The organism is Lentzea waywayandensis (assembly GCF_900115955.1).
GTDB lineage: Bacteria > Actinomycetota > Actinomycetes > Mycobacteriales > Pseudonocardiaceae > Lentzea > Lentzea waywayandensis.
The window spans coordinates 32970-52927 of the sequence record NZ_FOYL01000005.1 but is presented as its reverse complement, the minus strand read 5'-3'; the positions used below and the strand labels follow the sequence as shown (position 1 = coordinate 52927).

Genomic DNA, 19958 nt, shown 5'->3' with positions numbered 1-19958 from the left:
CTCACCGCTGGTAGTCGCCGAGCCGCACGACCTTGTCGTCCGTTGTCCGCACGCACTTCAGCGGTGTCTGGGCATGCGAGTAGCCGTCCTCGTACGGCCAGACGCACGACCACTCGCCCGAGCTCCAGAACCAGCCCTGCCCCTGTGCCTGCTGTGCCCCGATTGCCGCCGAGTAGCGGTCCGCGATGTCGATGGCCGCGGGACACCCGACCCCGTCGAGGTCCGTCACCTTCTGTTCGCCGTCACGGCAGACGACGGGCTCGAACTCGCACGGCATCTCCCACTGCTTCCAGACCTCCTGCGGAATCGAGCCGCACGACAGGGACGTGCCCGAGCTCTGGTACTGCCACGTGTCGCCCTGGAGTTCGAACAGCACCAGGAGGTTGTCGGCCAGGCGGGCGGTGGTGTTCGCCGACGCGAGAACGTACTTGTCCTGCTGGCACTTGATGTCGAAGTAGCGCACGTCGGCTCCCAGCGGGTGCGCCGCCGCGAGCGTTTCGGGCGTCACGCCGTCGCACGGAGCTGTCTTCACCTCTTTGGCGATCAGGTCCGCGGGGACCGAGATCTCCTTCATCGTGGTGACGAGCTCGTCGGAAGTCTTGGTGAGAAGGGGTTTCCGCGCGTCGGTTGCGGCCGCGATCTCGTTGAGGACCTTGACCTGTTCGGCGGTGAGCCGGTGGCCGACGAACCGGAAGTCGATCTTCACGCCCGCCCGCGCCGTGTGCTCGTCGATGATCCTGCGGACCTCGTCGGCGCTCTTGCCGCAGGCGTCGGCACCGCCACGCGCGATGACGACGACCCGGTTGGTGACAGTGCCGCGGAACGGGTAGCTGCGCGCGAAGTCGTCGATCGCGGCGAGGACGCCGCTGAGCAGAGTCGCTTTGCCGCCGGGTGTGATCGCGCGCGCCGCGCCGGCGATCTCGGCGGCCTGCCCGGTGCCGGGCGTGACCAGCTCCGAGGTGTCCGGAGAAGCACAGGTGCCGCCGAAACGGCGCAGTGCCAACGAGTCGTCGGCGGACATGTTGGACGCGGCGGCTCCGACGGCGTCCGCCACCTCGCCGAAGTCCGGCGACTCGGACGCGTCGACGAGGAACGTCGTGCGGTGATCGGGCGTCAGGGACACCCACGCCCCGCCGGTCGCCAGCCCGAGCACCAGAACCACGGCACCTGCCGCCAACGGCCAGCGTTTCATCGTGTTCCCCCTGGGCCCTTCGCACGCAGCGACGTGAGCTCGTCCGTCATGATCCCCGCCTCGGCGTTGTACGCGTCGGCGGCCTCGGAGTAGACGGCGAGCGGTTCCGCCAGGTTCCGTCCCGAACGAGCCGAGTCGAGCAACTGCTCCGCCGCCTCGATCACCGAGGCCTGCAACGTGCGCAGCCGCACCGCCATGTCCCGCAACCGCACCGCTTCCGCCGAACTGGTGCGGCCGTCGAGGTCCTTGATCTCGAAGTCGACGACGGCGTCCCGAGCCTCGGTCATCGCGGCGTCGGCGAGGTCGAACCGGCCGTTCTTGATCGCCTCGGTCGCCGAGTTGAGCTTGTCCACGGTCGGGTTCAGCACGTTGACGACGGACTGCGACGACCGCAGCACCGGCTCGATGGTGGTGAACCACTCGAGCACGCGCTTCAGCTCCTCCGGCGAGTCCGTGAACGTCGGCTCCTGCTGCTTGAGCTGTGTGGCCAGCTTCGTCAGCTCGTCGCCGCCGTCGCTGACCTGGTAGCCGATGAACCGGAACTCGATCGACAGCCCGGCCGCCGCGACCCGGTCCCGGATCTGGGACTGGACGAACTCGTCGTCGGGATCGCACGCGTCCTTGCCGTGCCTGGTCACGACGATGATCCTGTTGACCTGCTTGGCGTTCAGCGAGAACGGGGTGGTGAAGTCGCTGACCGCCTCGACGATTCCGCGCTGGAGCGTGGCTTTCGAGCCCTGCCGCACGGACTGCGCGGCCTGGGCGATCTCCTGGCGGTTGCCGGTGCCGAACCCGACGAGCTGCGTGGTGTTCTCGTCCGAACCGCACTCGCCGCCGAAGCTGCGCAACGACTGGGAATCGCGCTCGCCCGAGTTGCCGACCACGGTCGTCAACGCACCGGTGACGCTCGCCAGATCACCCTCGGCGGCGTCGATCAGGAACGTCGTCTTGTAGACGGGTGCGAACAGCGGGACGACCCACCGCACCACCGCGAACGTGCTGCCGGCGATCAGGACGCCGGCGAGCAGCACGATCAGCAGCCGCCGCACGCTCTTCGGCAGTTCCCAGAACGTGTTCCACTGCCGCGCGTGGTCCCCGACGATGACGCCCTTGGCGTTGCCCAGGTTCACCGTGTACTTGGGGTCCGCGGCCGGCTCTTCGAGTTCCTCGTGCGTCTTCTGGATCGCCTCGGAGGCCGCCTTCGACAACTCGTTCGTCGCGTCGACGGACAGCCTGATCTCGTCCATGGAAAAACGGTAGCGAGTTTGGGCGCGAAAGAAGTCAGGTTCGGCCGGACAGGTGCCGCACCAGCAACGCCAGCTGCTCCGCGTACTTCGTGGCGAACTCCGGCGTCGCGGGGTCCTCGCCGGTGATCTGGCGCGCGGTGTGCCGCAGGGTCAGCGGTGCGGAGGCGGCCGCCATCAGTGCCAGCAGCAGGAATCCCGGGTCGAGGTCCGCGGGCAGTTCGCCGGCGTTCTGGCGCTCGCGCATCTGCTCGACCTGGGCGCGCAGGAACGCCTCGTCGGTGGGCGGGCTGTCGTCCGCCAGGTTCGACCAGGCCCACAGGCGTCCGTGGTCGGTGAGCGTGGTGTGCACGAAACCCGCCAGCACGGTGTCCAGTGGCTGTTCCGGACTGGCCATCTCGGCGGCGGTACCGTGCCAGCTCGTGGCGAGCTCCTTGTACAGGCCCTCCTTGCCGCCGAAGTAGTACGAGATCAGCTGCTTGTTCACGCCGGCCCGCGCCGCGATGTCCGTGGTGCGCGTGGCCGCGTAACCCTTCGCGCCGAACTCCGCCGCGGCCGCTTCCAGGAGCAGGGCCCGCGTGCGTTCCGGGTCCCGTTTGCGTTCCGAGGCGCTGGGAGAGCGGCGTTGATCCACGGCGACACGGTAGCCGACGGGCCGTTTTCAACCAATGGGTTGACTTAATCAACCAAGCGGTTGAAACTCGGTGACATGAGGATCGCAGTGATCGGTGGGGGAATCGGCGGGCTGTGCCTGGCGCACGGGTTGCGCAAGGCCGGCGTGGACGTGGCGGTGTACGAGCGCGATCTCTCGCGCACGGACCGCCTGCAGGGGTACCGGGTGCACATCAACCCGGACGGTGCCGCTGCGCTGCGGGAGTGCTTACCCGCGGCGAACTGGGAGAGGTTCGAACGGAGTGCGGGCTCCAGCGAGAACGGGTTCGGCTTCCTGACCGAACAGCTGAAGCCGCTGCTCGTGCTCGACCCGGACGAGGAGAAGCACTACTCGGCCAGCCGGATCACGCTCCGGCAGGTGTTGCTCGACGGGCTGGACGTGCGGTTCGGCAAGCGGTTCGAGCGCTACGAGCAGGGTGACGACATCACGCTGCACTTCGACGACGGCACGACCGCGAGCTGCGACGTGCTGGTCGGCGCGGACGGGATCCGGTCACGGGTGCGCGAGCAGTACCTGCCGCACGCGGGCACGGAGAAGATCGGGGTCACGGCGATCGCGGGGAAGCTGTACCTCGACGACAACGACTGGGTGCCGCGGGAGCTCGTCGTCAGGGCCAACTCGATCATCCCGACGAGCAGAGCGGGCATGTTCCTGGTCGTGCACGACGGGCTTGGTGTGACCGACAACGAGGACGATCCGTTGTTCGACAACGTGCGTCCCTACCTGATGTGGGCCTACGCGGCCGCCGACCTGACCGTCCACGATGGACAGAATCTCCGGCGGGAGGTGCTCGGCCGGATCTCGCGGTGGAGCCCCGAGCTAAACCGGATCGTGGCGGCCTCGCCCGCGGAGACCATCAGCGAATGGCGCATCCGGTCGTCCAGGCCGATCGAACGCTGGCAGCCGACGAACGTCACGTTGCTCGGCGACGCCATCCACGCGATGACGCCGATGAGAGGCGTCGGAGCGAACATCGCGCTCAGGGACGCACAGCTGCTCGCGAGGTGCATCGCTGACGGCGGCGACGCGATCGCCCGGTACGAGAAGGAGATGTACGACTACGGGTTCGCGGCCGTTCGCGACTCGCTCAAGGCCGCCCGCCAGTTCGCCGACGGCGGCCCGGTCGCGCGGACCATCTTCAAGACCGTGCTCAGGACCGCGAGCGCCGTGCCCGCGCTGAAGCGCGCGATGTTCTGAAAAACAGTTTGAACCGTTCTGGCTCGCTCTGCGTGTGAGGGGCGTTGGGTGGCACTAGCCAGGAGGTTCATGATGATCCGCAAGAGCGTTGCGGTCGTCGCGTTGGGGTTGATCTCGCTGACCGCCTGCGCGGGGACGCCGGAGAGCAAGCCGGTGGCGCAGCAGCAGGAGAGCGTGGTGGCGCTGAACGTCGCCGAGAACGCGGACCTCGGGCCGGTGGTCACCGACGTCGAGGGGTTCACCCTCTACCGGTTCGACGGCGACAAGCCGGGGGAGTCCACTTGCGACGGTGAGTGCGCCGCCGCGTGGCCGCCGGCGACCGTCGCCGACGAGAACTTCGGCGTGACCGGCGTCGAGAGGAACCTGGTCAGCAGCATCGTCCGCAAGGACGGCAGCCGCCAGATCACCGTCGACGGCATGCCGCAGTACCGGTTCGCCAAGGACACCAAGCCCGGTGAGACCAAGGGCCAGGGCCTGCAGGGCAAGTGGTTCGCCACCGGCAAGGACGGCGCCCGCACCCAGCTCGCCGCGCGGACGGGTGTCATCACCGGGCTGGGAGCGGTGCTGACCAACAACACCGGCCTCACGCTCTACCGCTTCGACGGCGACACGGCCCAGCCTCCGACGTCCACCTGCGAGGGTGGCTGCGCCGAGACCTGGCCGCCGGTGCTGGTGGAGGGCGAGACGCCGCGCGTCAAGGGCGTCGATCCGGCGCTGCTCGGCACCGTCACCCGCAAGGACGGCAAGAAGCAGCTCACGGTCGCGAACTGGCCGCAGTACACGTTCAAGAACGACAGCAAGCCCGGTGAGGCCAAGGGTGTCACGGTGCCGAAGTGGTTCGCCACCGCCACCGACGGCAAGAAGGCCCAGCAGAACAAGGCGATCGCGTTGACCAGCGCGACCGTCGCGGATCTCGGCGTCGTCGCCACCGACAAGGACGGCATGACGCTCTACCGGTTCGACAACGACTCCGCGGAACCGCCGACGAGCACCTGCTCCGGCGACTGCGCGGTGCAATGGCCGCCCGCCTTCGTCAGCGAGGGCTTCCAGGTGCAGGGCGTGGACGCCGCACTCGTGGGAACGATCGAGCGGGACGGAAAGAAACAGCTCACCATCGCGGGGTCGCCGCAGTACCTGTTCGCAGGGGACAAGGTCTGCGGTGAAGCCAACGGGCAGGGCGTTGGCGGAAAGTGGTGGGCGACCAAGGCCGACGGAAGTCGCGCCGGCCAGTAACAGGGGAGAGGAAGAGCCCCGGCGGGAAGCATCCCGCCGGGGCTCTTTTCACTTGAGGCGCACCAGAAGTGCCTGCTCCGGTTCGAGCACCGGCAGCTGGATTCCGACCTCCGACAGCACGGAACCGGGCAGTTCCACGGACTTCCAGTCCGCGGGCAGCCGCTGGATCAGCCTGGGCCGTCCCGCCGGAGCGTCGAACGACAGCCGGTACGTCCGCGCCGGATCGAGTCCGGGCAGTCGCACCCGTCGCGGTTTGTTCTGCACCGAGGTCGCGAGCTGCACGTACCCGAACAAGGCCTCGGACTGGTCGGCGGCAACGATTCCGTGCACCCAGGCCGCGTCGTCCGGGTGGTCGGAGTGCACGGTGACGCCGCTGTGCACTAACGCCCGCACGTCCTTGTAGTACTCGATCGCGGCCTGCAACCCGGCGCGTTCCTCGTCGGTGGCCGAGTTGATGTCCCACTCGATCCCGAAGTGCCCGAACAGCGCCGCGGCCACGCGGAACGACAGGTCGTGCACGCGTCCGGTGGTGTGCGACTTCGTGGGACCGACGTGCGCGCCCATCAGCTCCGGCGGCAGGAACACGCCGGTCCACCGCTGGATCAGCTGGCGTTCCAGGGCGTCGTTGCAGTCCGACGTCCACACGCGGTCGGTGTGCGAGAGCACGCCGAGGTCGATCCGCCCGCCGCCGGACGAGCAGCTCTCGATCTCCACGTGCGGGTGCCGGAGCCGCAGTTCTTCGAGGAGCCGGTAGAACGCGGCGGTCTGCTCGTGCACGCGCGAGCCGATCAGGTCGCGGTTGTGGTCCCACTTCACGAACGCGATGTCGTTGTCCGACAACACCGACGAGACGCGGTCGAGGATGTACGCGTGCGCCTCGGGGTGCGCGATGTTCAGCACCTGCTGGTTGCGCGACGGCGGCGGCAGCACGCCGGGACGCGGTCCGAGCACCCAGTCCGGGTGAGCGCGGTAGAGGTCCGAGTCCGTGTTGATCATCTCCGGCTCGAACCAGAGGCCGAACTCCATGCCGAGCGCGCGCACGTGCTTGATCAACGGCGTCAGCCCGTCCGGCCACACGGTCTCGTCGACGTACCAGTCGCCCAGCCCGGCGGAGTCGTCGCGGCGGTGCCGGAACCAGCCGTCGTCCAGCACGAACCGCTCGACGCCGATGGCGGCGGCGGTGTCGGCCAGCGAGGTCAGCCGCGCGAGGTCGTGGTCGAAGTAGACGGCCTCCCACGTGTTGAGCACGACCGGGCGCGGACGCAGCGAACGCTCCCGCAACTGCCGGTGGAACGCGGCGCTGATGCCGTCGATGCCGGCGGACGAGTACGCCGCGTAGAGCCATGGCGACTCGTACTCCTGGCCCGGCGCCAGCGTGATCTCACCCGGCAGCAGCAGTTCGCCGCCGCCCAGGACGGGCAAGCCGTCGACGAGGTTCTCCGCGTACGTCACGTGGTTGCCGCTCCACGCCACGTGCAGCGCCCACACCTCGCCGTCGCGGAACGAGAACCCCGGCGTGCCGGCCAGCAACCCGATGGTCGCGTCGTGCCCTGTGCGGCCGCGACGGTTCTCGCGCACCCACGAGCCGTAGTTGAACGTCTGCCGCTGCGGCGCACGCTCGCGGCTCCAACGACCGGTGAAGTCGAGCAGTTCGGCGGCGTGCGAGGGGACGGGGAGCGCGGTTTCCAGGCCCTCCAACGAATACGGCGTCGTGCCGTCGTTGCGGACGACGTGCCGGAGACGGAGCATGCCGGACGGCAGCAGTTCGACGGTGCCGGTCACGGTCAGCTCGGCGGCCTCGTCCGAGGCGACGTAGCGGAAGATCGAGTCGTCCTCCCCGGAGAACGACGTGACGGCCAGCGCCGGGGCGAAGTGCTCACCGCCGCGGTGGCCGCGCAGGCCTGGCCGGCCGACGTACCCGGCACCGGCTTCGGGCAGCAACGCGAGCGGGACCGGGTTGTCCGGCGCGTTGTTCGGGTTGGTCCACGACACGGCGTCGACCAGGCCACGTAGCGCGGCCTGGTCGACGTCTCCGAGCGTTCGCCCCCAGTGCGCCACGACCGGCAGGCTCGCGCCCGCGAGGGTGATGACGACGCTGGAGGTGTCGTCGTGCAGGTGCACGACCTCCGTGTTGCTCATGCGGGCCCCGTCCACATCAAACACAAATGAACATTGCGCCGATCCTCAGACGCGGGCGGGGTGTTGTCAAGCGTTGGGGATTGTTGAGTTGTGTCCGTTTAGACGACCAGGCTGAGCAGCGCGGCGACCACGAAACCGACCACCGACAGGATGGTCTCGAGGACCGTCCACGACTGCAGCGTCTCCTTGACCGACAGGCCGAAGTACCGCGACACGATCCAGAACCCGCCGTCGTTGACGTGCGAGGCGATGATCGAACCGGACGCGATGGCCATGACGACCAGCGCGAGCTGCGGCTGCGAGTAGTTCAGGTCCGCCAGCACCGGCGCCACGATGCCCGCGGTCGTCACGATCGCGACCGTCGCCGAACCCTGCGCGACGCGGATGACGCAGCTGATCACGTACGCCAGCGCGATCACCGGCAGGCCGATGCCCGACAGCTCGTTCGCCAGCGTCTTGCCGATGCCCGTCGCGGCCAGCACGGCGCCGAAGAAGCCACCGGCACCGACCACGAGCAGGATCATCGCGACCGGCTTCAACGAGGCGCCGGACAGTTCCGCGACCTTCTCCCGCGTCATGCCGCGCCGGAAACCCAGCAGCCAGAACGCGAGCAGCACCGAGATCGTCAACGCCACCGCGGGCGTGCCGAAGAACGTCGCCACCGAGTACAGGCGCGTGCCCTTGGTCAGCAGGATCGAGCCGAACGTGCCGGCGAGGATCAGCACCAGCGGCAGGCCGATGATCGAGAGCACCAGGCCGAGCGACGGCGGTTCGCGATCACCGTTGTCCTCACGGGCCGCTTCCGCCGCCGCCAGCATCTCCTCCGGCACCGGCACGTTGATGCGCTTGCCGATCCAGTACGAGTACAGGACACCGCCGACGAACCACGACGGGAGCGCCACCGCGAGACCCATGATGATGATCCAGCCGAGCGACACGCCCAGCAGACCGGCCGCCGCCACCGGTCCGGGGTGCGGTGGCATGAACGCGTGCATGACCGAAAGGCCTGCCAGCAAAGGCATGCTGAACAGCACGATCGACTTGCCGCTGCGCTTGGCCGCCACGTAGACCAGCGGTGCCAGCACGAAGATGCCGATGTCGAAGAAGACCGGCACACCGAAGATCAGGCCCGCGAGACCGATGGCGACCGGCGCCTTCTTCTCGCCGAACGCGTTCATCAGCTTGTCCATCAGCACCTGCGCGCCGCCGGACGCCTCGAGGATCGCGCCCAGCAGCGTGCCGAGGCCGATGATCGCGGCGATGTGCCCGAGGATGGAGCCGAAGCCCTTCTCCAGCAACGAGTCCGAGGCCTTCTGCGCCGACCCGACCAGTGTCTCCACCGGCACGCCCGCCAAGAGGGCGACCAGCAATGCGACGACGATCAGCGCGATGAACGGCTCGACCTTGAACTTGATGATCAGTAGCAGCAGCACCGCGATGCTGACTACCGCGAGGGTGAGCAGGCCCCCTGTTGAGTGTTGCAACCAGTCGATCACGGGCGGCTCCTGAGTGAATGGCCTGGCAATGAGCCGGTGGCGGTTCCGTCGTCGATCACCGTCACCCCGTTGCAGAACACGTACGGGATGCCGGCGGCCTGCTGCCGAGGCTCGTCGAACGTCGCCGTGTCGGCGATCGTCGAGGCGTCGAACAGCACGAGGTCGGCCGCGTAGCCCTCGCGGACCAGACCCCGGTCGGTGAGCCGCAAACGTTTGGCGGCACGGCCGGTGAGGTGCTCCACGCACTCCTCCAGGCTCAGCACGCCCAGTTCGCGGACATAGCGCGCGAAGTAACGGGGGAACGTGCCCCACGCGCGCGGGTGCGGCCGGTCACCTACGAGCAGCCCGTCGCTGCCGCCGGTGTGCGCCGGATGCTTCATGATCGCCTGCACGTTCTCCTCGTGGCCCACGTGCATGAGGCAGGAGGTACCCATGCGTTCGTCGACCAGCACGTCGAAGTACAGGTCGGCGGGAGCGCGTCCGAGCCGCAGCGCGGAGGCGTACACGCTGGCGCCGACCAGGTGCGCGTTGCGGTCGTTGCGGACGCCGTTGATCTCGATGGAGTCCCAGTCGACCGGCACGCCGTGGCAGCCGTCCGAGCCGGTCTCCTCGATCTCCTCGCGGATGCGCTCACGGGTGTCCACATCGGACAACCTTGCCAGCGCGCTGTCCGGCCCGCCCTCCGTCGCCCACGACGGCAGCAACGCGGAGAGATAGGTCGCGCCCGGCAGGTACGGGTAGGTGTCCAGCGAGATGTCGGCGCCACCGGCGATCGCGTCGTCCAGCAGTGCCAGCAGTTCGGGCGCTTTGCCCTTGTTCACCGGGAAGTTCATCGTGGCGTGCGCGAGGTGCAGCGGGCAGCCGGAGCGCTTCGAGACGTCCACCATCTCGGCGTACGCCTCCAGCGCGCCGGCGCCGTAGCTGCGGTGGTGCGGGCTGTAGAAGCCGCCGTAGTTCCCGACGACCTCGCACAGCTGCACCAGCTCGGACGTGTCCGCGTACATGCCGGGCGTGTAGGTGAGCCCGGACGACATGCCGAAAGCGCCCTCCACCAACGACTTCGCCAGCTTGTTCTTCATGACGAGCATTTCGGCGTCGGTCGCGGGCCGGTCCTCCCAGCCCACGGCCAGCATCCGCAGCGTCCCCTGCGGCACCAGGTAGGCGGCGTTCACCGCGATGCCCTGGTCGAGCCGGTCGAGGTACTGGCCGACCGAGCGCCAGTTCCAGTCGAAGCCCGGCGGGTCGTCGTTCCAGCCGGCGAGCTGGCCCCGGAGCGTGGCCAGCACCTCGTCGTTCACCGGCGCGTACGACAGTCCGTCCTGGCCGAGCACCTCGGTCGTGACGCCCTGCGAGACCTTCGCCAGGTGGTCCGGCTCGGCGAGGATCCGCAGGTCCGAGTGCGAGTGCATGTCGATGAACCCCGGCGCGAGCACCAGCCCGTCCGCGTCGATCGACCTGGTGGCGGAGATCGACTCACCGATGGACGAGATGACGCCGTCCTTGATCCCCACATCCGCTCGATAGGCGGACGCGCCCGTGCCGTCGGCGATCAGCGGTCCGCGCAGAACGACGTCGTCCATCGGTGCACTCCTTCTAGAAGTAGGTGCGGATCAGGTCGACCACGGTCGTGCCCTGCACGACCGGGATGAGCTGCCACTTGTCGAACACCGTGCAGGGGTGTGAGAGACCGAGCCCGATCCAGTCGCCGACGCGGACCGCGGACTCGGGCCCCAGGGACAGGAACGCGTGCTGGTCGTTCAGAGCGGTGACGCGCGCCTGGGTCAGCGGGGCGATCGCGCCGTCACCGCGACGCACGAGCTGAGGCTCCGGCAGGCCCTCGTCGAACGACGCGTCACGCTTGCCGATCGTCAGCAACGCCAGGTCGCGTTGCGGCCGTGACGTCACCTGGGCCCACGCGCGGAGGGCGCTCTTGAACGGCTCGACGCCCTCGATGCGCGAGAACGGCGAGATCCCGCGGTAGAAGCCGTCGTCGTGCGTGATGTACGCGCCGCTGCGCAGCACCGGGGTCACCGGCACCGGCCACGGCTTGGCCAGCGTCGCCGCCACCTGGTCGAAGTAGGCGCTGCCGCCGGCGGTGACGATGACCGAGTCCAGCTCGTCGAGCAGTCCGGCGTCGGCCAGCCGCAGCACGAGCGTGCGCAGGTCGTCGAGGTAACCGTCCACAACGGACTGCGACGACTCGGAGGCGTCGTGCGCCAGCGCGCCCTCGTAGCCACCCGCGCCGACCAGCCGCAGCACCGGGCTCTGGTCCACGGCCCGTGCGACGGCCAGTGCCGTCTCCAGGTCGCGCGCGCCCGTTCGGCCTCCGGGCGCGCCGAGCTCGACGATCACGTCGACCGGCCGTCCCGGCTGAAGCTCCTGCAGCGTCTCGCTCATCAGCGCGACCCCGGCCTCGGAGTCGGCCCAGCAGCTGAACTCGAAGCCCGGATCCCGGTCCAGTTCGCCGACCAGCCAGCGCAGTGCGCCTGGATCGAGCAGCTGGTTCGCCAGCAGGATCCTGCTCACGCCGAACGCCCGGTAGACCCGCAGCTGCGACGCGTTGGCCGCGGTGAGGCCCCAGACGCCGTGCTCGATCTGCCGCTGGAACAGCTGCGGCGCCATCGTTGTCTTGCCGTGCGGTGCCAGCTTGACGCCGTGGTTGTCACACCACTTGGACATCGTCGTCAGGTTGTGCGTCAACGCGTCCGCGTCCAGCACGACGAGCGGCCCGACGAACTCGTCGGCGAACAGGTCGAGCCGCCGGTCGGCGACCTCGCCGATGGTCGCACCGAACGTGCTCGACGGCAGGCCCTTGAAGCGCCAGCTGACCTGTTCCGACCTGATGTCCGCGACGGCCGAAAGGTCCATCTCCATCAGATGTTGCATATTTTGCAACTCCCATTGCGCGATGTGATGCTGAGTTGTGTAGCATTCGTACTCGCCGCCGTCAACGAACACCTCTGGAGCACGCATGCGGTTCGAACACGTCGGCGGTGTCGTGTGTCTCGGCGAGACCATGGTGATGATGGTTCCGGCTGAACCCGGTCCCGTGCATCTGGTGCGCACCTGGCACCGGGCCGTCGGTGGCGCCGAGTCCAACGTCGCCATGCACCTGACCCGCCTCGGCGTGCGGTCTTCCTGGGTCAGCGCGGTCGGCGACGACTCGTTCGGGCTGGCGGTGCTCGACACGGTGGGCGGCTTCGGTGTCGACGTGTCCGGGGTGCTGATCGACCAGACTCGCCCGACCGGTCTCTACGTCAAGGAGGCCTCACCGCACGGCAGCCCGGTGCGCTACTACCGGCGCGGTTCGGCGGCGTCGGGCATGGGGCTGGAGATGATCGACCGGCTCGGCCTCGACGAGGTGAAGCTGGTGCACCTCAGCGGGATCACGCCCGCCCTGTCCGACTCGTGCCTCGCGCTGATGCGTGAGCTGCTGCGGCGGCCGCGGCACGGGTACCGGATCTCGTTCGACCTGAACTGGCGCCCCGCGCTGTGGGCCGACCGCGACCCGCGCGTGCTGCGGGAGCTCGCGGACCTGGCGGACGTCGTGCTGGCCGGCTCCGACGAGGCCGAACTGGTCTGGGGCACGGGCGATCCCTCGCGGTTGCGGCAGCTGCTGCCCGGCCCGGCGTCGCTGGTGGTCAAGCAGGGCGCCGACGGCGCGACGCTGCTGGAAGGCGGTTCGTCGCACTTCGAACCGGCGCTGAAGGTCGAGGTCGTGGAGCCGGTCGGCGCGGGCGACGCGTTCGCGGCGGGCTTCCTCGCGGCCACCCTGGCGGGACAGACCCCGTCGGTCCGGCTGCGTGCCGGGCACCTGCAGGCGGCCTCCGCTTTGCTCACCGCCGAGGACGTCGGAGATCCTTTGCCGGACGACGTGACAGATCCGCTGCTGCACGCCGATTCGCAGACGTGGGCGTCCGCCCGCCTGGAGGTGTGAATGAGCCAGAGCCTCGACCGCGCGCTCACGCTGGTGAACCAGCTCGCGACGGGCCCGAAGACGCTGGACGAGCTGTCCGGCGTGATCGGCGTGCACAAGTCGACGACGCTGCGGTTGCTGCGCACGCTGGAGTCGCACCGGTTCGTGCAGCGCGACGGCGTGCACCACTACCGCCTCGGCACCGCGCTCTTCGACCTCGCGAACCTCGCGCTGGAGGAACGCGACGTCCGTCGCGCCTCCGAGGCCGCGTTGCGCGACCTCAACTCCCGCCTCGGCCACACCGTCCACCTCGCGTCCTACGAGGACGGTGAGGTGATCTACATCGACAAGTACGAGTCCCGGCACCAGATGCGCATGTACTCGCGCATCGGCCGCCGCGCGCCGTTGCACTGCACGGCCGTGGCGAAGATCCTGCTGGCCGACCTGCCCGCGCCGGCGTTGCAGAAGGTGCTGGCAGGCATGGAGTTCCCGCGCCTGACCGCGAACACCATCACCGGCCCGGCCGCCTACCTGGCCGAGCTGGAACGGGTGCGCGCCAACGGGTACGCGGTCGACAACTCCGAGCACGAGGACTTCATCCACTGCATCGCCGCCCCGATCAGGGGCGCGCGCGGCGAGGTGCTCGCGGCCGTGTCGATGTCCGTGCCGAAGGTGCTGCTCGACTTCGACGGCCTGCTGTCCCACCTGCCAGACCTGCTCGCCACCGCCGAAGCTGCATCAGCCGAATGCGGTTATGTTCCAAGATAAGGGGAATTACGTTGTCCAAGGTTGAGATCAAGACCGCTGACGCTCCGCAGCCGGTGGCCCGTTTCTCGCAGGGTGTGCGCAAGGGCAACATCCTTCAGGTGGCCGGCCAGGTCGCGTTCGACCCGAAGTCGGGCGAGATCGTCGGCACCACCGTCGCCGAGCAGACGCGCCAGACGTTCGCGAACCTGCACGCCGTGCTCGCCGCCGGCGGCGCGTCCATCGACGACGTGGTGATGATCCGCGTCTACCTCACCGACACCGCGCACTTCGCGGAGCTGAACGAGGTCTACGGCGAGTTCGTGACGGACCCGGCGCCCGCCCGCACCACCGTCTACGTCGGGCTGCCCGCCGGTCTGCTGGTGGAGATCGACGCGCTGGCCGTCGTCGACTGAGCCGTTCGTCGCAACGGCGGTCCGGGTGCTCAGCGGCACTCCGGACCGCCGTTGCCGTTGTGACACCATCCGCGCATGAAGTGGTACGCGGACAGACCTGTCAGGTTCACGCGTCAGCTGATCGCCGACCTCCTCGCTGTCGGCTGGATCGGGCTCTGGATCTGGGTGGCGACCACCGTTCACGACTGGGTGCTCGAACTGAGAGCTCCGGGCGACGGCCTCGTCAGCGCGGGCGGCAGCATCCGTGACGCCTTCACCAACGCCGCCGGCAAGGCCAGGGGCGTGCCGTTCGTGGGCGAGGATCTGGCTGGGGCGCTGGGCAACGGCAGCAAGGCGGGCGAGACGCTCACCAACGCGGGCAACGCGCAGATCGGCGTGGTCGAGGACTCCGCGTTCTGGCTCGCGGCGGCACTGGTCGTCGTCCCCGTCCTGTTCCTGCTCGTCACCTGGTTGCCGTTGCGGCTCCGGTACGCCCGCAAGGCCGCCAACACCGCGAGCCTGCGCGGCATGCCGGACCTGCTGGCGCTGAGAGCGCTCACATCGTTGTCGCCGCGGGAGCTCGGCAAGTTCGACGGTGATCCCGCGGTGGCCTGGCGGACCGGGGACACGGACGTGATCGACGAGCTGGCACGACGTCAGCTCGCCTCGGTGGGGGTGCGGGCATGATCGCCCTGGCGGTGGTCGCCGCGGTCGTGGCGATGTGCGCGGTGGCCGTGTCGTTGTGGCAGGCCCGCGAGGCCAAGCACGCCCAGGACGCCGCGAAGAAGTCCCACGAGTCCGCCACCAGGGCCCAGGAGGAGGCGCAGGCCGCGCGCAAGGCCGTCGAGCAGGCCACGGCGAGCGCTTTCCAGGCCAAGAACGTGGCGGAGGAGGCGAAGAAGTCCGCGGCGAAGGCCGAGGAGGCCGTCGGGAAGGCGGCGGAGGCGGCCACCGCGTCCCGGATGCTGGCCGACGAGGCGCTGCTCATCGCCCAGCAGATGACGGCACAGGTCAACGGACTCGTCGAGGTCATCGCCGCCCGCGGCAGCCGCAGCGGCATGCCGACGTTCGCCATCACGCCCGGCGCGCCCGACGAGTTCCGGCTCAGCTACTTCGGCGGGCCCGCCGTCATCGAGCAGCTCACGGTGTCCGTGGTGCCGGGCAGCCGGGTGCTCGGGCTCTCCCAGTACGACGACGAGCCGCCGGTCGAGCACCTCGAGGTGGGTCCGCTCCACAACGGCTCCGCCATCACCTTCCGGGCCGCGACCGGGCAACGGGCCAGCGCGGTGTTCCAGGTCAGGGCCGAGCCGTGGGAGCCGGTCGTGGTGCGCGCCGAGTGATCAGCCAGGCGGCGAAGTTCGAAGAGCCGTGCGAGAACTGCGGTGCGCCGTGCACGGGCTGGGCGGTGCAGCTCGTGCAGGACGGCGAGCTCCGGTGGGAGGAAGACCGGCAGTGCGCCGGGTGCCAGGTCGCCTCGTGCGACCGGGGACAGGGCGCGCCCGCCCGGATCCGCGACGAGATCCTGGCCCGGCACGGGGCCTACCGCCTGACGCTCACCGACGGGTCCGTTCGAGGCGGAGTACTGCTGAAGGCGTTCCGCGACGCGCTCGGGTTCTCCATCGGGGAGGCCCAGGAGGCGGCGCGGGCGATGAGAGAGTCCGGCTACGAGGGCACCTACGTGGAGATGACGCTCGTAGCCGGCCTGCTGAACCTGGCTCCGCCGGTCAGTACACGGGACCGGTGAACTTCTCGCCGGGACCCTGACCCGGCTCGTCCGGCACGGCGGAGGCCTCGCGGAACGCGCGCTGCACCGACTGGAGGCCGTCCTTGAGCGGAGCGGCGTGCGGGCCGAGGTACTCGGAGGTGGCCGTGATCAGGCCGGCCAGGCCGGTGATCAGGCGGCGGGCCTCGTCGAGGTCGCGGCGCGGGGAGTTGTCGGGGTCCGGGTCGGCGAGGCCCAGGCGCTCCGCGGAGGCGGACAGCAGCATCACCGCGGCCCGGCTGATCACCTCGATGCTGGGGACATCGCCCAGGTCACGGATGCTGTCTTCAAGCGGATCGGTCACGCCCTATTCAAGCAAGGACCCCGGCAGGGGCGACGTCACAGGGCCGCGATTCGGGGGTTGACAAGAGCGTCTGCTAGTATTTCGGACGCGACCAGCTCTCGTTAGTGCGAGAGCGGCAAGTGGAGCCCCGCTCCCACCCGCGTTCACCGCTTCTTGAGGTGGCCGGGTCCGGTCCTCCAGGCGACAGGCACGCGGGTGCAGGTTGTTCTGAGGTGCGATCGGTCGGAAGCGGGCCCCTTCACCGGGAGACGGTGACGGGGCTCTTGTTTTTGGCGCAACCGAGTCTCAAAGGACGTGAATGACAAGTCCCTCGAACCGCGGTGCACCCGTCAGCACCGAGCCGCGCATCAACGACCGCATTCGGGTGCCGGAAGTTCGTCTGGTCGGGCCGAATGGTGAGCAGGTCGGGATCGTTCGCATCGAGGACGCGCTCCGACTCGCGCAGGAAGCGGATCTCGACCTCGTCGAGGTCGCCGCTCAGGCTCGCCCGCCGGTCTGCAAGCTCATGGACTACGGCAAGTTCAAGTACGAGACGGCGCAGAAGGCTCGCGAGTCTCGTCGGAACCAGCAGCTGACGGTCATCAAGGAGCAGAAGCTCCGCCCGAAGATCGACCCGCACGACTACCTGACGAAGAAGGGCCACGTGGCCCGCTTCCTCTCGCACGGGAACAAGGTCAAGGTGACCATCATGTTCCGCGGTCGCGAGCAGTCGCGCCCCGAGCTCGGCTACAGGCTTTTGCAGAAGCTGGCGGAGGACGTCGCGGAGCTGGGCTTCGTCGAGTCGAACCCGAAGCAGGACGGCCGCAACATGATCATGGTGTTGGCGCCGCACAAGAACATCAAGCCGCGCGTGGTCAAGCAGGACGACGACGCGCCCGAGGCGGACGACACCGCTTCGGAAGAGGCGTAGGACGCACGCCCGCCCCCGACCCGGTGGGTAGCACGAGACGAGGACGGAAATGCCGAAGAACAAGACGCACAGCGGGACCTCGAAGCGCTTCAAGGTCACGGGCAGCGGCAAGATCCTGCGGGAGAAGGCCGGCAAGCGCCACATCCTGGAGAAGAAGTCCAGCAAGGTGACGCGTCGCATGAGCGGCACCGCGGTCGTGTCTGAGCACGACGCCCCGCGCATCAAGAAGCTGCTCGGTCTCTGACCCGCTTCGACACCCCCTAGCTAACTCGGGAAACCGGCCCCCGACGCCGGTTTCCCCATGAGATCGACAGGATGTACCCGTGGCACGCGTCAAGCGGGCTGTAAACGCCCAGAAGAAGCGTCGTACCGTTCTCGAGCTGGCAAGCGGCTACCGCGGCCAGCGCTCGAGGCTGTACCGCAAGGCCAAGGAGCAGGTGCTCCACTCGCTCAACTACGCGTACCGCGACCGCCGTGCGCGCAAGGGCGACTTCCGCAAGCTGTGGATCCAGCGCATCAACGCCGCTGCCCGCGCGAACGGAATGACCTACAACCGCCTCATCCAGGGCCTGCGCCTGGGCGGTGTCGAGGTCGACCGCAAGATCCTCGCGGACCTCGCCGTCCACGACGCCACCGCCTTCACGGCGCTCGTCGAGATCGCCCGCAAGGCGCTCCCGGCCGACGTGAACGCTCCGGCCGGGAGCCAGGCCTGAGCGACAACGCTCGCGCGCACCACCGACCCGAGGCAGATCCGTTCACCGAACGGACGCCTCGGGTCGTTGCTGCTCGCCACCTGACCCGCCGCCAGGGCCGCGACAAGGCGGGCCGCTTCCTCGTCGAGGGCGCCCAGGCCGTGCGCGAGGCACTCGCCTGGCGGGGCGGCGAGGTGCACGAACTCTTCGTCACGGCGACGGCCGCGCAGCGCAACGCCGAACTGCTCCAGAGCGCCTCGAACCAGGGCATCCGGATCAGCGAGGTCACCGACAAGGCAGCCGACTCGCTGTCGGAGACCGTGACGCCTCAGGGCATCGTCGCGGTCTGCGACACCGTCCCGCAGCCTCTCGACCAAGCGCTGCAAGGAACTCCGCGCCTCGTCGCCGTGCTCTACGGCGTTTCCGACCCCGGCAACGCGGGCACCGTCACGCGCGTGGCGGACGCGGCCGGAGCGGACGCGGTGATCTTCGCGGGCGACACGGTCGACCCGCACAACGGCAAGTGCGTGCGCGCCTCCACCGGCTCGCTCTTCCACCTGCCGATCGCCCGGTCCCGCGACGCGGACGAGGTCTTCGCCGCGTGCCGCCAGGCCGGCCTGAGGCTCGTGGCCGCCGACGGCTACGCGAAACAGGACCTGGTCGAGGCCTCGGCCCAGGGCGACCTCAGCCGGCCCACCGCGTGGGTGTTCGGCAGCGAGGCGCACGGCCTGCCCGACGACGTCGTGGCGAAACTGGACACGTCGCTGAAGGTTCCGCTGTACGGCGCCGCCGAGAGCCTGAACCTCGCGACGGCGGCCGCCGTCTGCCTGTACGCCTCCGCCAGGGATCAGCGCAGCTGAACGGGAAGTGACTCGATGCCCCTGGTCATCCTCCCGCCGATCCACTGTGGACGGAAGTCCGCCGCGAACCGGTAGTCCGGCAGCAGGCTGAGCACCTCCTCGGCGACCACCCGCATCTCCAGCAGCGCGAGGTGCTCGCCCACGCACCGGTGCACGCCGTACCCGAACGCCAGGTGCGGGTTCCGGTCGCGTTCGCAGCGGAACTCGGCGGGCTCGGAGAACACCGCCGGGTCGTGGTTGGCTGCGTTCAGCACGAGCACGACCTTCTCGCCGTCGGACACCACCTCCGTGTCCCGCAGCGCCGTCCGCGCGATCCCCACCACCGGTGCCTCGATCCGCAGGCACTCGTCGATCATCTTGGACAGCAGCGCGGGCTCGTTCAGAAGACGCGCTCGCAACCCGTCCACGGTGGCGAGGAAGTAGAGCATCGAGCTCAGGCCGTGCACGGTCGTCTCGTGCCCGGCGATGATCAGGATGGTGAACATGTTGATCTGCTCGTCGGATGTCAGCGGCCGCCCGTCCACGGTCCCGTCCGCGATGGCGAGCGCCACCGTGTCGGCGCCCGCCGCCCGCTGCTGCGCCAACTGGCCGGCGATGTACTCCTGGAACTCCTGGTAGGCCCGCCCGCCGGTCTTGGGATCGCCGGTGCGGGCCGCGACGAACATGACCTCCAGCCAGCGCACGAACTTCAGGCCGTCCTCGGGCGGCATGCCGAGGATCAACGCGATCGCGGCCGGCGGCAGGTAGTGCGCGAGGTCCGTCACGAGGTCGCCCTCGCCGCGCGCGAGCACGTCCTCGATCCGCTGCCGGACCAACGCGCGCAACGTGTCGTCGTACTTCGCCACGGCGGCGCGGGTGAAGTGCCGCTGCAGGATCTTGCGGTACATGGTGTGCAGCGGAGGGTCGTAGTCGATCGGGGGTTTGCCGGTCATCGTGAGCCGCGGAATGGCGATGCCGTGCGCGGAGCTGTACGAGCCGTGGTCGCCCAAGATCTGCTTGATCAGGTCGTAGGTGAGGGCTGCGGTGAACCCGCCGTGCTTGGTGGAGTGCGTGACCGGGCACTGCGCGCGCAGATCCGCGAGCACCTCGTTCAGCGGGTTGGACAGCAGCGGATCGATGTGGTCGAACTGCCAGTCAGGATGCACACCTGTTACCACGCCTGAAATTCGCTGGCGGTTCGGCGGGCGTCTCGTATCGTGTG

At 69.1% G+C, this 19958-nt stretch carries 21 protein-coding genes; 12 read left to right on the top strand and 9 right to left on the bottom strand.

Going from position 1 to position 19958, the window contains the following annotated elements:
• Position 1: 1 nt before the first annotated feature.
• Genes BM417_RS20385 through BM417_RS20375 form a run of 3 tightly spaced genes read right to left on the bottom strand, consistent with a single transcriptional unit; the run spans position 2 to position 3070 of the window.
• Positions 2–1192 (bottom strand): hypothetical protein, encoded by a 1191-nt coding sequence (locus BM417_RS20385; RefSeq protein ID WP_093596575.1) that lies wholly within the window; start codon positions 1190–1192, stop codon positions 2–4.
• Positions 1189–2439, bottom strand: a complete 1251-nt coding sequence (locus BM417_RS20380) for a hypothetical protein (RefSeq protein ID WP_093596572.1) — start codon at positions 2437–2439, stop codon at positions 1189–1191. The genes BM417_RS20385 and BM417_RS20380 overlap by 4 nt, the downstream gene beginning before the upstream one ends.
• 34 nt (positions 2440–2473) lie before the next feature.
• On the bottom strand, positions 2474–3070 hold the full coding sequence (locus BM417_RS20375; protein ID WP_093596569.1) for a TetR/AcrR family transcriptional regulator: 597 nt from the start codon (positions 3068–3070) through the stop codon (positions 2474–2476).
• 75 nt (positions 3071–3145) lie between these two features.
• Between BM417_RS20375 and BM417_RS20370 the strand changes: the two genes are divergently transcribed.
• Together BM417_RS20370 and BM417_RS20365 are read left to right on the top strand one after the other, a co-directional pair.
• Positions 3146–4306, top strand: coding sequence for an FAD-dependent oxidoreductase (locus BM417_RS20370; protein ID WP_093596566.1), 1161 nt, complete (start codon positions 3146–3148; stop codon positions 4304–4306).
• Positions 4307–4375: 69 nt separating this feature from the next.
• Positions 4376–5539, top strand: a complete 1164-nt coding sequence (locus tag BM417_RS20365) for a hypothetical protein (RefSeq protein ID WP_093596564.1) — start codon at positions 4376–4378, stop codon at positions 5537–5539.
• A gap of 48 nt (positions 5540–5587) precedes the next feature.
• Here the strand turns inward: BM417_RS20365 and BM417_RS20360 are convergent, their stop codons facing one another.
• The 4 genes from BM417_RS20360 to BM417_RS20345 all read right to left on the bottom strand — a co-directional run bounded on the left by BM417_RS20360 (position 5588) and on the right by BM417_RS20345 (position 12048).
• The gene (locus tag BM417_RS20360; protein WP_093596561.1) at positions 5588–7678 is read right to left on the bottom strand and encodes an alpha-galactosidase; all 2091 of its coding nucleotides are present in this window, start codon (positions 7676–7678) and stop codon (positions 5588–5590) included.
• Between the two features lie 98 nt (positions 7679–7776).
• The gene (locus BM417_RS20355; RefSeq protein ID WP_093596558.1) at positions 7777–9174 is read right to left on the bottom strand and encodes a GntP family permease; all 1398 of its coding nucleotides are present in this window, start codon (positions 9172–9174) and stop codon (positions 7777–7779) included.
• Positions 9171–10754, bottom strand: a complete 1584-nt coding sequence (locus BM417_RS20350; protein WP_093596556.1) for an N-acyl-D-amino-acid deacylase family protein — start codon at positions 10752–10754, stop codon at positions 9171–9173. The genes BM417_RS20355 and BM417_RS20350 overlap by 4 nt, the downstream gene beginning before the upstream one ends.
• Positions 10755–10767: 13 nt before the next feature.
• Positions 10768–12048: an amino acid deaminase gene (locus BM417_RS20345; RefSeq protein WP_245822035.1), complete on the bottom strand. Its 1281-nt coding sequence runs from the start codon at positions 12046–12048 to the stop codon at positions 10768–10770.
• 97 nt (positions 12049–12145) lie between these two features.
• On the opposite strand from BM417_RS20345, the gene BM417_RS20340 reads away from it, so the two are divergent.
• The 6 genes from BM417_RS20340 (at position 12146) to BM417_RS20315 (ending at position 15973) form a co-directional block, all read left to right on the top strand.
• Positions 12146–13111: a sugar kinase gene (locus BM417_RS20340; protein ID WP_093596550.1), complete on the top strand. Its 966-nt coding sequence runs from the start codon at positions 12146–12148 to the stop codon at positions 13109–13111.
• Positions 13112–13858: an IclR family transcriptional regulator gene (locus BM417_RS20335; RefSeq protein ID WP_093596547.1), complete on the top strand. Its 747-nt coding sequence runs from the start codon at positions 13112–13114 to the stop codon at positions 13856–13858.
• Positions 13859–13869: 11 nt separating this feature from the next.
• Positions 13870–14250, top strand: a complete 381-nt coding sequence (locus tag BM417_RS20330; protein WP_030481733.1) for a RidA family protein — start codon at positions 13870–13872, stop codon at positions 14248–14250.
• A 75-nt stretch (positions 14251–14325) separates the two neighbouring features.
• Complete coding sequence (locus tag BM417_RS20325) at positions 14326–14916, top strand: hypothetical protein (RefSeq protein WP_093596544.1); 591 nt, start codon at positions 14326–14328, stop codon at positions 14914–14916.
• A complete protein-coding gene (locus BM417_RS20320) occupies positions 14913–15569 on the top strand; it encodes a hypothetical protein (protein WP_093596541.1) in 657 nt (218 codons plus the stop codon). The genes BM417_RS20325 and BM417_RS20320 overlap by 4 nt, the downstream gene beginning before the upstream one ends.
• The gene (locus BM417_RS20315; RefSeq protein WP_093596538.1) at positions 15566–15973 is read left to right on the top strand and encodes a hypothetical protein; all 408 of its coding nucleotides are present in this window, start codon (positions 15566–15568) and stop codon (positions 15971–15973) included. The genes BM417_RS20320 and BM417_RS20315 overlap by 4 nt, the downstream gene beginning before the upstream one ends.
• Here the strand turns inward: BM417_RS20315 and BM417_RS20310 are convergent.
• The gene (locus BM417_RS20310) at positions 15954–16295 is read right to left on the bottom strand and encodes a DUF1844 domain-containing protein (RefSeq protein ID WP_093596535.1); all 342 of its coding nucleotides are present in this window, start codon (positions 16293–16295) and stop codon (positions 15954–15956) included. The genes BM417_RS20315 and BM417_RS20310 overlap by 20 nt on opposite strands.
• A 298-nt stretch (positions 16296–16593) precedes the next feature.
• On the opposite strand from BM417_RS20310, the gene infC reads away from it, so the two are divergent.
• The 4 genes from infC to BM417_RS20290 all read left to right on the top strand — a co-directional run bounded on the left by infC (position 16594) and on the right by BM417_RS20290 (position 18757).
• Positions 16594–17205 (top strand): translation initiation factor IF-3, encoded by a 612-nt coding sequence (gene infC, locus BM417_RS20305; RefSeq protein ID WP_093596532.1) that lies wholly within the window; start codon positions 16594–16596, stop codon positions 17203–17205.
• A 49-nt stretch (positions 17206–17254) separates the two neighbouring features.
• Complete coding sequence (gene rpmI, locus BM417_RS20300) at positions 17255–17449, top strand: 50S ribosomal protein L35 (RefSeq protein WP_030481724.1); 195 nt, start codon at positions 17255–17257, stop codon at positions 17447–17449.
• 79 nt (positions 17450–17528) lie between these two features.
• Entirely contained in the window at positions 17529–17918 is a 390-nt protein-coding gene (gene rplT / locus BM417_RS20295) for a 50S ribosomal protein L20 (RefSeq protein WP_093596529.1), read from the top strand.
• Positions 17915–18757 carry a TrmH family RNA methyltransferase gene (locus BM417_RS20290; RefSeq protein WP_093597890.1) on the top strand — a complete coding sequence of 281 codons (843 nt, stop codon included), beginning with the start codon at positions 17915–17917 and terminating at the stop codon, positions 18755–18757. Before rplT ends, BM417_RS20290 begins: the two co-directional genes overlap by 4 nt.
• Here the strand turns inward: BM417_RS20290 and BM417_RS20285 are convergent.
• Positions 18745–19902, bottom strand: a complete 1158-nt coding sequence (locus tag BM417_RS20285) for a cytochrome P450 (RefSeq protein ID WP_093596526.1) — start codon at positions 19900–19902, stop codon at positions 18745–18747. The genes BM417_RS20290 and BM417_RS20285 overlap by 13 nt on opposite strands.
• Positions 19903–19958 lie beyond the last annotated feature (56 nt).

Coding starts and splice junctions, on each gene's coding strand:
- BM417_RS20385 (WP_093596575.1), bottom strand. CDS start 1,192: ATGAAACGCTGGCCGTTGGCGGCAGGTGCCGTGGTTCTGGTGCTCGGG.
- BM417_RS20380 (WP_093596572.1), bottom strand. CDS start 2,439: ATGGACGAGATCAGGCTGTCCGTCGACGCGACGAACGAGTTGTCGAAG.
- BM417_RS20370 (WP_093596566.1), top strand. CDS start 3,146: ATGAGGATCGCAGTGATCGGTGGGGGAATCGGCGGGCTGTGCCTGGCG.
- BM417_RS20365 (WP_093596564.1), top strand. CDS start 4,376: ATGATGATCCGCAAGAGCGTTGCGGTCGTCGCGTTGGGGTTGATCTCG.
- BM417_RS20360 (WP_093596561.1), bottom strand. CDS start 7,678: ATGAGCAACACGGAGGTCGTGCACCTGCACGACGACACCTCCAGCGTC.
- BM417_RS20350 (WP_093596556.1), bottom strand. CDS start 10,754: ATGGACGACGTCGTTCTGCGCGGACCGCTGATCGCCGACGGCACGGGC.
- BM417_RS20345 (WP_245822035.1), bottom strand. CDS start 12,048: ATGGAGATGGACCTTTCGGCCGTCGCGGACATCAGGTCGGAACAGGTC.
- BM417_RS20340 (WP_093596550.1), top strand. CDS start 12,146: ATGCGGTTCGAACACGTCGGCGGTGTCGTGTGTCTCGGCGAGACCATG.
- BM417_RS20335 (WP_093596547.1), top strand. CDS start 13,112: ATGAGCCAGAGCCTCGACCGCGCGCTCACGCTGGTGAACCAGCTCGCG.
- BM417_RS20325 (WP_093596544.1), top strand. CDS start 14,326: ATGAAGTGGTACGCGGACAGACCTGTCAGGTTCACGCGTCAGCTGATC.
- BM417_RS20320 (WP_093596541.1), top strand. CDS start 14,913: ATGATCGCCCTGGCGGTGGTCGCCGCGGTCGTGGCGATGTGCGCGGTG.
- infC (WP_093596532.1), top strand. CDS start 16,594: ATGACAAGTCCCTCGAACCGCGGTGCACCCGTCAGCACCGAGCCGCGC.
- rpmI (WP_030481724.1), top strand. CDS start 17,255: ATGCCGAAGAACAAGACGCACAGCGGGACCTCGAAGCGCTTCAAGGTC.